The following is a 10,877-nucleotide window of genomic DNA, read 5'->3' on the forward strand; positions in this document are numbered from 1 at the left end:
CCGCCGACGGCATCCCGACCCGCTGCGGGCCCTCAGTCGAACCATGGGTCGAGCCCGTGCAGCGGGAACACGGCCCGGCGCGTGGCCATGACCGTGCGGTCGAGGTCGTCGCCGGGGTCGTAGCCCACTTCCCAGGACCGCCACCAGGTGTCCGCGCCGTCACCCATCAGGGCCGGCGGGGTGGAGCCGTAGCGTTCGCGCACGTGGTCCCGCCACGCCGGCGGCACCGGGGTGGACGGCCCGACCGCGGCTCCCGCCGCCACCGCAATGAGCAGGCCCCAGGAGCGGGGCACCACGTTCGCGAGGCTGTATCCGCCGCCGCCGGTGGAGATCCACCGCCCGCCGCACAGGCGCTCCGCGAGGTCCCGGACACCGAGCATCATCGCGTGCTGGGCGTCGACACTGAGCCGCAGGTTCGTCAGCGGATCCGCAAGGTGGGAGTCGCACCCGTGCTGGCTGACGATCACCTCGGGCGCAAACACCTCTGCCAGCTGGGGCACCACGGCGTGGAATGCGCGCAGGACCGCCGCATCGCCGGCCGAGGTCGGAAGGGCAACGTTGACCGCGGTGCCCTCGGCGCCGGGGCCGCCGGTCTCGTTCGCGAAGCCGGTTCCGGGAAACAGGCTCATTCCCGTTTCATGGAGGGAGATGGTCATGACCCGCGGCTCGTTCCAGAAGATGCTCTGGGTGCCGTCCCCGTGGTGGGCGTCCACGTCGAGGTAGAGCACCCGCGCGACCCCTGAGTCGAGGAGCCGCTGGATGCTCGCGGCGGCGTCGTTGTAGATGCAGAAGCCGCTGGCCGCCGATCGTGCCGCGTGGTGCATGCCGCCGCCGAAGTTCACGGCGTGGAGTGCGGTGCCTGCGACGATGGCGTCGGCCGCCGCCAGCGAGCCGCCGACCAGCCGGGCACTGGCCTCGTGCATCCCGGCGAAGCCCGGGGTGTCGGAGGTGCCCAGGCCGAACTCGGGACGCGCGGTGTCGGGGTCGGCGCTCACCGCGCGCACCCCGGCGATGTAGGTGGGGCTGTGCACCGTTGCAAGTTCGGCGTCGGCGGCCACGAACGGGTGCACCACCGACACGGTGGGGAGGTCGAGCAGCCCCATCTCACGCGCCAGCCGGGCCGTCAGCGCAAGCCGGGCCGGGTTCATCGGGTGATGCGGGCCGAAGTTGTAGGCGAGCATCTCATCGTCCCAGACAACGTGTGTCGGGGGCGCGGGCGCGGAGGAATTAGACATCGCCCTCAGGCTACGCGATGCCCCGAACTTCGGCCACGAAGCGGGGGTGAAAGTGATTTACTACTTCAAGGACAACATTCGGGCCGCTGCGGCGGCATCAACAGCAACGGGGCAAGCGGCGTCAATGATTACTCAGCAGCCTCCGTGGCTGAGGGAAGATCGGAGCGGGCTCGCGCGCCTTCTGGCGCGCCTGCGGGACTTCCTTGACGGGTTCGCCAACAGCTCGCCGGCCCGGCTGGCCCTGACCATCTTCGTCGCCGTCATCCTCCTGTTCACGGGGCTCCTTAGCCTGCCGGCGGCCTCCTCGGACGGCACCGCCACCCCGCTTCATGACGCGCTGTTTACCGCGGTCTCGGCGGTGTGCGTGACGGGGCTGACGGTCGTCTCGACGGCCACCCACTGGTCCTTCCTGGGTCAGCTGATCATCCTGCTCGGCATCTTCATCGGCGGACTGGGAACCCTGACCCTGGCCTCCCTGCTGGCCCTGGTGGTGAGCAGGCGCCTGGGCGTACGCGGGAAGCTCATCGCCCAGGAGGCGCTCAACAACGCCGGCCGGCTCGGGGAGATCGGCACCCTGCTGCGCATCGTCATCACCACCTCCGTGGTGATCGAACTCGTGCTCGCCCTGGCCATGATCCCCCGGTTCATCATCCTCGGGGAACCGCTGGGCCAGGCGGTGTGGCACGGCATTTTCTACTCCATCTCGGCCTTCAACAACGCCGGGTTCACCCCGCACTCCGACGGGCTGGTCCCCTACGAGACCGACCTGTGGATCATTGTTCCGCTCATGGTCGGGGTGTTCCTCGGCAGCCTCGGCTTCCCCGTCATGATGGTCCTGCTCCAGACCCGCTGGCGGTACCGGAAGTGGAACCTCCACACCAAGCTGACCATCACGGTGTCCCTGATCCTGCTGGCGCTCGGTACGGCTGCCTGGGGCGCGCTCGAATGGTCCAACCCCGACACGATCGCCGGCCTGAGCACCAGCGACAAGGTCATCCACGCCATGTTCGCCTCCGTCATGACGCGCTCGGGCGGTTTCAACCTCGTGGACCAGGCGGCAATGGACTCCACCACGATGCTCCTGACCGATGCGCTCATGTTCGCCGGCGGCGGCTCGGCCTCAACCGCCGGCGGCATCCGGGTGACGACCATCGCCGTGATGTTCCTCGCCATTGTGGCCGAGGCCCGCGGCGACACCGACGTGCGGGCCTGGGGGCGCACCATCCCGCAGGGCACCCTGCGGGTGGCCATCTCGGTGATCTTCATGGGCGCCACGGTGGTGCTGCTCGGCACCGGCGCCATCCTCGCCATCTCCGGCGAGGGCCTGAACCGGGTGCTGTTCGAGGTGATCTCGGCCTTCGCGACCTGCGGGCTGAGCACCAACCTCAGCGCGGAGCTCCCGCCGGCGGGCAAGTACGTGCTCGCGGCTTTGATGTTCGCGGGCCGGATGGGCACAATTACCCTTGCCTCCGCCCTGGCCCTGCGCCAGCGCAGCACCCTGTACCACTACCCCGAAGAAAGGCCGATCATTGGCTGACAGACCAGCACACAACGCCCCGGTCCTGGTGATCGGTCTTGGCCGGTTTGGTGCCGCAACGGCCGAGCAGCTCGTCAAGCAGGGACGCGAGGTCCTGGCCATCGAGCGGGACGGGCAGCTGGTGCAGAAGTTCGCCGGAACCCTCACGCACGTCGTTGAGGCCGACGCCACCAACCTCGACGCGCTGCGCCAGCTGGGAGCGCAGGAGTTCACCGCCGCGGTCGTCGGCGTGGGCACCTCCATCGAGTCAAGCGTGCTGATCACCGCCAATCTGGTGGACCTGGGCATCGACCACCTGTGGGTGAAGGCGATCACCCCGTCGCACGGGAAGATCCTCAAGCGCATCGGCGCCAACCACGTGATCTACCCCGAGGCCGACGCCGGGCAGCGCGCCGCGCACCTGGTGGGCGGCCGGATGCTCGACTTCATCGAGTTCGACGACGGCTTCGCGATCGTGAAGATGTACCCGCCCAAGGAGACGCAGGGGTTCACCCTCGCCGAGTCCTCGGTGCGCTCCAAATACGGGGTCACCATCGTCGGGGTGAAGTCCCCGGGCGAGGACTTCACCTATGCGCAGGCCGACACCAAGGTCTCGGGGCGGGACATGCTGATCGTCTCGGGCCACGTCGACCTGCTCGAACGCTTCGCCGCCCGCCCCTGATCCCGGCCGGGCCCGCTCCGGCGCTCCGGGGCCCGCGGGTCAGCTGCCGCCGAGTTCCCGAGTGATTTCGGCGGCGCGCTCGGTGGCGGCACCGGCGCCGCGCGCCACAATCTCGGCCAGGCCCTCCCGGTCGAAGGTCTCGACGGCGCTCTGCGTGGTCCCGTTCGGGCTGGTCACGGCACGGCGCAGCGCCGCGGCGTCGGCGCCGTCCTCGGCGAGCATGAAGCCCGCCCCGGCGACGGTTTCATTGGCGATCCGCCGTGCCAGATCCGGCTCGAGGCCCAGCCGCTCCCCCGCTGCGGCCATCGCCTCGGCCAGGTAGAAGGCATACGCCGGCCCGGAGCCGCTGACCGCCGAGAGCGCGTCCACCTGCTCCTCGGGGATTTCCACCACGGTTCCGGCCGCGGACAGGAGCTCCCGGGCCGTCCGCAGGTGCTCCGGGCCCGCGGACGCGCCGGCGGAGATGGACAGGACGCCCCGGCCCAGCCGGGAGGGGGTGTTGGGCATGGTGCGGATGACGGGCTGCCCGGCCGGCAGCGCCGATTCGAGCATCGCCGTGGTCACGGCCGCGGCAACGCTGAGGACCAGGGTGTCCGGCCGCAGGGACGGGCCGATCTCCCGGGCCAGGGGCAGCACACCGACGGGCTTTACCCCGACGACGACGACGTCCGCCGCGGCGGCCGCCTCCCGGTTGGCCCCCGGGTTGTCCCCGGTGGCAAGGACCTCAATGCCGTACCTGTCCCGGAGCTCCTGGGCCCGGCCGGAACGCTGCACGGTCGCGGTGACGCTTGAGGGGTCACGGCCCGCGGAGAGCAGCCCGCCGAGGATCGCCTCGTTCATCGATCCGGTGCCGAGGAAGGAAAGGTGAAGGGAAGTTTCGCTCATGGACCAATCCTGCCACGGGCCACTCCCAGCGTTCTCCCAGCAATTTCGCCGGGGAGTCACAAGATGGGCCGGTAACGTTCTACGTACCTCATGAAGGTGCGAGTGATGAGGGCCGGATTCTCCTGATCCGGTCCGGCGCCGCTGGTAGGCCACGTGTTCCCCCAGTACCTGGCCACACCGGCGGCGTCACTGCGTTAACCGCCGTTTGTATGGCCGGTGTGCCTCGGCACAGGCCGGCCGCTGACCGGCCGACAATCAGGCGCTGCCGCGGGTCAGTGGCCCAGGTGTTTCCGCGCGAAGGAGAGCGTCTCGGCGAGCCACTCCTCGCGCTCGCCCGCCCCGCGGGCCCTGCGCGTGCTGACCTCGACCGCGACGACGCCGCCCCAGTCCGAGTCACTCAGGTGCCGCAGCGCCTCGGCGCAGCGCTGCTCCCCCTGGCCGGGCACGAGGTGTTCGTCCTTGCCGTTGGCCGTGCCGTCGGTGAGGTGGACATGGGAGAGCCGCTCCCCCAGGCCACGGATCTCTTCGAAGGAATCCATCCCCGCGATCGCCGCGTGGGAGAAATCCCAGGTGACCGCGTCGTAGGGCTCCGGGATCGGGTTCCAGTGCGGGAGGTACGCCTTCGCCTCCCTTCCGCGGACCTTCCACGGGTACATGTTCTCCACGGCGATCTTGATGCCGTATTCGTCCGTGACCCGGCGGATCCCCTCCGCGAAGTTTTCGGCGTAGCCGCTCTGCCAGCGGAACGGCGGGTGCACGACGACGGTCTTCGCGCCCACTTCGGCGGCCATCGCCGCGGACATCTCGACCTTCGTCCACGCCCGTCCCCATACCTGCTGGGTGAGCAGGAGTGTCGGGGCGTGGATGGCCAGGATCGGCTGGTCGTAGCGGGCGCTCAGGCCGCGCAGCAGGTCGGGGTTCTGGCTGGTGGAGTTGTTGGTCACCATGACCTCCACGCCGTCGTACCCGAGATCCTGGGCCATGGCGAAGGCATCGTGCACCGACAGCGGGTACACCGAGGCGCTGGAGAGCGCCACGGGGATCGGGGACCGGGATTCCTCGGGGAGCGTCATCTAGACCGCCCCGCCCGACGGGTGCACCGCGCCAGTGTCCAGCCCGCCTATCCGCATTCTTCCGCCATCCGTCGCGCCACTCATCCTGTTCATCGCGGCACCGCGCAGCACACCCCGTGCCGCGGCGGTCTACTTCCCCGCTGCTACCTTGCGCTTGGCCGGGGCGCGCCGGGTCGTCTTCTTGGGAGCCGGCCCCTTGGCCCGCTTCTCCGCCAGCATGTCGATCGCCTGTTCCCGGCTGAGCTCCTCCAGAGCCATCGAGCCCGGGACGGTGATGTTCGTGATGCCGTCGGTGATGTACGGGCCGAAGCGGCCGTCCTTCACCACAATCGCCTTGCCGCTCTCCGGGTCGTCGCCGAACTCGGCCAGCGGCGGGGTCGCGGTGCGTCCGCCGCGCTGCTTGGGCTGGGCGTAGATCTCAAGGGCCTGCTCGAGGGTGATCGTGAAGATCTCCTCTTCGGAGCCGATGGAGCGCGAGTCGCTGCCCTTCTTCAGGTACGGCCCGAAGCGTCCGTTCTGGACGGTGATCTCCTTGCCCTCGGCGTCCTCGCCCAGGACCCGGGGCAGGTTCATCAGCTTCAGCGCCTCGTCGAGCGTGACGGTTTCCACCGACATCGACTTGAACAGCGAGCCCGTGCGCGGCTTGACCTTGGCGGGCTTCTTGGGCGGCTTCGGCTTGCCGTTCTTGTAGTACTCCACCGGCTGGGCCGCGAGTTCGGCCTCGGTCGGCTCGGGGATCAGTTCGATGACGTAGGGCCCGTAGCGTCCGTCGCGGGCCACGATGGTCCGGCCCGTTTCGGGGTCGACGCCGAGCACCCGCTCCTGGGAGACCGGGGACTCCATCAGCTCAATCGCCTTTTCGGCGGTCAGCTCGTCGGGGGCGAGGTCCTCGGGCACGTTGGCGCGCTGCGGCTCGGCGCCCTCGGGCGCGTCGGCCGGCAGCGGCTTCTCGAGGTAGGGCCCGAACTTGCCCACGCGCAGGGTGATGCCGTCGGCGATCTCCACCGAGTTGATGCGGCGGGCGTCGATCTCGCCGAGGTCGTTCACGATCGTGTGAAGCCCGGTGTCCTTGCGGTCGCAGTAATAGAACCGGTCGAGCCATTCCACCCGGCCGGCCTCGCCGCGTGCGATCCGGTCGAGGTCCTCCTCGAGCTCGGCGGTGAAGTCGTAGTCGACGTAGTCGTTGAAGTGCTCCTCGAGCAGGCGCACCACGGAGAACGCGATCCAGCTGGGCACCAGGGCCTGGCCCCGGACCCGCACATAGCCGCGGTCGACAATCGTCGACATGGTCGCGGCATAGGTCGAGGGACGGCCGATGCCGCGCTCCTCGAGGACCTTCACCAGGGACGCCTCGGTGTAGCGCGGCGGCGGCGAGGTCTCGTGGCCGAGAGCCTCGATGGCCTCGGCGCCGAGCGCGTCGCCCTTGGCGACGTTCGGAAGGCGGGTGCCCTGGCCGGCGTCGTCGTCGCCGTCCTGGTTGCGGTCCGCGTCGCGGCCCTCCTCGTAGGCGGCCATGAAGCCGCGGAAGGTGATCACGGTGCCGGAGGCCGAGAACTCGGCGTCGCGCCCGTCGGCGCTGACGGCGCCGAGCCGCAGCGAGGCGGTGGAGCCCTTGGCGTCGGCCATCTGGGAGGCAACCGTGCGCTTCCAGATCAGCTCGTACAGCCGGAACTCATCGCCGCGCAGGGACTTGGCGACCTGTGCCGGGGTGCGGAAAGAATCCCCGGCGGGACGGATGGCCTCGTGGGCCTCCTGCGCGTTCTTGGACTTGCCCTTGTAGATCCGCCGGGCCTCGGGCACGTATTCCGCACCGTACAGCTCAGAGGCCTGGCGGCGGGCGGCGTCGACGGCCTGGTCCGACAGCGCCGGGGAGTCCGTACGCATATAGGTGATGTAGCCGTTTTCGTAGAGCCGCTGGGCCACCTGCATGGTGGTCTTGGAGGAGAAGCGCAGCTTGCGGGCGGCCTCCTGCTGCAGGGTCGACGTCGTAAACGGCGCGGCCGGGCGGCGGGTGTAAGGCTTGGTCTCCACCGAGCGCACGGTGAACGCGGCGGCCTCAAGGCCCGCAGCCAGGGACCGGGCCGCCTCCTCATCGAGGCGCGCCACCCCCGAGGTCTTCAGTTCGCCCCGGTCGGTGAAGTCCTTGCCGGAGGCGATGCGGCTGCCGTCCACGGAGACAAGCTTCGCGGGGAACGCACCGCCCTTGGCGGCCTCGGCGGGGGTGAAGGACCCGGTGAGGTCCCAGTAGGAGGCGGCACGGAAGGCCATGCGTTCGCGTTCGCGCTCCACGACCAGCCGGGTGGCGACGGACTGCACGCGGCCGGCGGACAGGCCGCGGGCCACCTTGCGCCAGAGCACCGGGGAGATCTCGTACCCGTAGAGGCGGTCGAGGATCCTGCGGGTCTCCTGGGCGTCGACCATCGGAATGTCGAGGTCACGCATCTCCAGCAGGGCGCGCTGAACCGCTTCCTTCGTGATTTCGGGGAAGGTGAGCCGGTAGACGGGCACCTTGGGCTTGAGCACCTCGAGCAGGTGCCACGCGATGGCCTCGCCCTCGCGGTCACCGTCGGTTGCGAGATACAGTTCGTCGGCGTCCTTGAGGGCAGCCTTGAGCTCGGCCACCTTCTTCTTCTTATCCGAGGAGACGACGTAGTACGGCTCGAAGTCCTTCTCGATGTCCACGGCGAACTTGCCCACCGAGCTCTTCTTCATCTCGGCCGGCAGGTCGGAGGGCTGGGGCAGGTCACGGATATGGCCCATCGAGGCCGCGACCTCAAAGCCCTCCCCGAGATAGCCGGCAATGGTCTTGATCTTGCCGGGTGACTCGACGATGACGAGCTTTTTTCCGTGCTTTTTGTCCGATGCCTTAGTGGGCACTTCTCTCCTCGATACGGGGGTGCTGAGCCAGTCCGTCAATGGCGCGCGGCGGGGGTTCCGCTGCTGGCTCTACCCCTCCCAGTATGCGGTATGCATACCTGCAATAGGGTAGCCGCAATGTTCAGGGGGCCGGAATCAGGAATCCTTCGAGCACCAGCTGCCGCACCATCGCCAGCAGGTTGGAGGAGAAGAGGGGGTCGTTTTCGCCGAGGAGCGCCGCGAGCGCTCCGGCGATCTGCCCGGCGGTCAGTTCGCCGTCGCAGGCCGAGGCGAAACCGGCCAGTTCGGTGGTCAGCAGCGTGGTGCGCCGCAGCCCGGCGCCCTGCCGGAGCAGGATGACGCCGGGGTGTTCGGCGCCCGGCCGCTGGTGCCGTTCCTCGGTGACGTCGCCGGCCACCAGCAGGTATTCCCAGGTCAGGTCCCGTCCCGCCGGATTTTCCCGGCCGCCGCCCGGAGTGGTCCCGGATCCCTCACCGGGGGCACGGAGCCAGTCTCCGCGCGTGAGAGCCGCCGCGAGGTGCGGCCCGAGGGGCTGCTCGATCTCGTGGGTGATCTCCTCGCACCGCACTGTTCCGGGGCCGGCCGACCGGCGGAGCCAGATATAGCCGAACCCGACGGCGTCGACGCTCCGGGACGCGAAGTCCTTCAGATAGTCCGCGTACCGGCGGGCATAGGCGTCGCGGTCCCGGTTCTCGGCGGCGTCGCGCAGCCAGGTCTCGGCGTACTGCAGCGGGGACTGCACCTCCCGCTGGATGATCCAGGCGTCGGTGCCCTCCGGCAGCCACTGCCGGATCCTTTCATCCCAGCTGCGCCCGCCCCGGATCTCCCAGTTCCCCAGAAGCTGGGCCGTACCGCCCTCGGTGAGCATCCCGGGCAGGTCTGCCAGGAGGCCCGAAACGATGTCGTCCCCGGCCAGGCCGCCGTCGCGGTAGGTGAACTGGTCCCCCGCGGTTTCCGCAGCGTTACGGGGCGTGATCACGAACGGCGGGTTCGATACGACGAGGTCGAAGCGTTCACCGGCCACGGGCTCGAGCAGGCTGCCCTGGCGGAGGCTGACGCGCTCCTCGAGGGCCTCGGGGTCGATCCGCAGGACCCCCGAGTTGAGCAGCAGGTTGAACCGGGTGAAGGCGAGTGCCCGCGGGGAGATGTCGGTGGCCGTGACGTGCTCTGCGTGGGAGAGCAGGTGGAAGGTCTGGATGCCGCAGCCGGTGCCGAGGTCCAGCGCCCTGCCGACGCGGGGGCGGACGGTGATCTGGGCCAGGGTGAGCGAGGCGCCGCCGATGCCGAGCACGTGGTCGTGGCGCAGGACTCCGGGGCGCTGGAGCGCCCCGAGGTCGCTGGCGACCCACAGGTCGCCGTCGGCGTCGGAGGAATAGGGGCGGAGCTCGACGGCGGCCTGCCGCATTGCGTCCGCCGGCACCGGGCCGTCGAGAGGCTCGATCAGCCGCAGGGACTGCAGCCCTGCGGCGCCGGTGATGGGGAAGGCGAGATCCAGGTGGCCCTGGCTCACCTGCCCACCCAGGAGCCACAGCATGACGGGCGCCACGATCATCGAGGGGTTTTCGCTCCGGAGCTCCTCCTCGCAGGCAAGCAGCACGGGCACTATCTGGTCCCGGGTCAACGCCGCATAGGCTTCTTCGCCGGCGAAGGCCGCCACGCCCCCGACGGTGTAGTTCAGGGCGGCGAGATCCGCGGCGAGCGAGACGAGCAGGCCGCGGTCCAGGACCGAGGGCGCGTCGGCCACCCCGGCGGTGTCCCCCGCGGCGCCTTCGTCCTTATCTCCGGCGGTGCCCCGGCGCTCCTCGATGCCGGCCACTAGACGGCTCCCGCCGCTGTCGCTTCGGCCTCATCCGTCTCGCAGCCCTGGGGGCAGCGGAGCGTCTCCGGTCGTGCCGCGCAGTCCGCGCAGTACAGGGTCAGGTTGCGGCAGGCGGAGTTTGAGCAGTTCTCGAACTTGTTGGTGGGGCTCTGGCAGCGCACGCACTTGCCGATCGTCGCGGCGTCTGCGCTGAACTCAAGATGCATGCGCTTGTCGAACACGTAAAGGGAACCCTCCCAGAGGCCCTTGTCGCCGTAGGTCTCCCCGTAGCGCACAATCCCGCCCTGCAGCTGGTACACCTCGCTGAAGCCGCGGTTGATCATCAGGCTTGAGAGGACCTCGCACCGGATCCCGCCGGTGCAGTACGTCACCACCGGTTTGTCCTTCAGATCGTCGTACTTGCCGGATTCGAGCTCCGCCACGAAGTCATGGGTCGTCGACACATCCGGCACGATGGCGCCCTTGAAGCGGCCGATCTGCGCCTCGAGCGCGTTGCGTCCGTCGAAGAACACCACCTCCTCGCCCTGGCTGCGCTTGGCGTCGACGAGTTCGTGGAGCTCTTCGGGGCGCAGGTGGATTCCTCCGCCGACGACACCGTCCGGACCCACCTTGAGTTCGCCGGGGGCACCGAAGGAGACGATCTCGTCGCGGACCTTCACGCTCAGCCGGGGGAAGTCCGCGGCTGATCCCTCGGACCATTTGATGTCCATGGTCTTGAAGGCGGGATACTGCCTTGTGGCCTTCACATACTGCTTAACGGCGTCGAGACTGCCGCCGACGGTCCCGTTGA

General features: G+C 69.4%; 8 protein-coding genes. 2 read left to right on the forward strand and 6 right to left on the reverse strand.

Annotated features, from left to right (window positions below; translation table 11 throughout):
- Positions 1-32: 32 nt before the first annotated feature.
- A complete protein-coding gene (locus QZX79_RS11555) occupies positions 33-1,235 on the reverse strand; it encodes an acetoin utilization protein AcuC (protein WP_294568423.1) in 1,203 nt (400 codons plus the stop codon).
- Positions 1,236-1,359: 124 nt separating this feature from the next.
- Here QZX79_RS11555 and QZX79_RS11560 point away from each other — a divergent pair, with 124 nt between their 5' ends.
- Together QZX79_RS11560 and QZX79_RS11565 are read left to right on the forward strand one after the other, a co-directional pair.
- Positions 1,360-2,772 (forward strand): TrkH family potassium uptake protein, encoded by a 1,413-nt coding sequence (locus QZX79_RS11560; RefSeq protein WP_294568424.1) that lies wholly within the window; start codon positions 1,360-1,362, stop codon positions 2,770-2,772.
- Complete coding sequence (locus tag QZX79_RS11565) at positions 2,765-3,433, forward strand: TrkA family potassium uptake protein (protein WP_294568425.1); 669 nt, start codon at positions 2,765-2,767, stop codon at positions 3,431-3,433. The genes QZX79_RS11560 and QZX79_RS11565 overlap by 8 nt, the downstream gene beginning before the upstream one ends.
- A 39-nt stretch (positions 3,434-3,472) precedes the next feature.
- Here the strand turns inward: QZX79_RS11565 and proC are convergent, their stop codons facing one another.
- The 5 genes from proC to QZX79_RS11590 form a co-directional block, all read right to left on the reverse strand.
- The gene (gene proC, locus QZX79_RS11570; protein ID WP_294568426.1) at positions 3,473-4,318 is read right to left on the reverse strand and encodes a pyrroline-5-carboxylate reductase; all 846 of its coding nucleotides are present in this window, start codon (positions 4,316-4,318) and stop codon (positions 3,473-3,475) included.
- Positions 4,319-4,590: 272 nt separating this feature from the next.
- Positions 4,591-5,391: a sugar phosphate isomerase/epimerase gene (locus tag QZX79_RS11575; RefSeq protein ID WP_294568427.1), complete on the reverse strand. Its 801-nt coding sequence runs from the start codon at positions 5,389-5,391 to the stop codon at positions 4,591-4,593.
- A gap of 129 nt (positions 5,392-5,520) precedes the next feature.
- Positions 5,521-8,268 (reverse strand): type I DNA topoisomerase, encoded by a 2,748-nt coding sequence (gene topA, locus QZX79_RS11580; RefSeq protein ID WP_294568428.1) that lies wholly within the window; start codon positions 8,266-8,268, stop codon positions 5,521-5,523.
- 121 nt (positions 8,269-8,389) lie between these two features.
- On the reverse strand, positions 8,390-10,012 hold the full coding sequence (locus QZX79_RS11585; RefSeq protein WP_294568431.1) for a methyltransferase: 1,623 nt from the start codon (positions 10,010-10,012) through the stop codon (positions 8,390-8,392).
- Between the two features lie 71 nt (positions 10,013-10,083).
- Positions 10,084-10,877, reverse strand: a 794-nt coding sequence (locus QZX79_RS11590) for a rhodanese-related sulfurtransferase (protein WP_294568429.1), incomplete at its 5' end; no start/stop codon positions are given.

Origin of the sequence: uncultured Arthrobacter sp. (genome assembly GCF_902805515.1) — a bacterium.
Classification (GTDB): Bacteria; Actinomycetota; Actinomycetes; order Actinomycetales; family Micrococcaceae; genus Arthrobacter_D.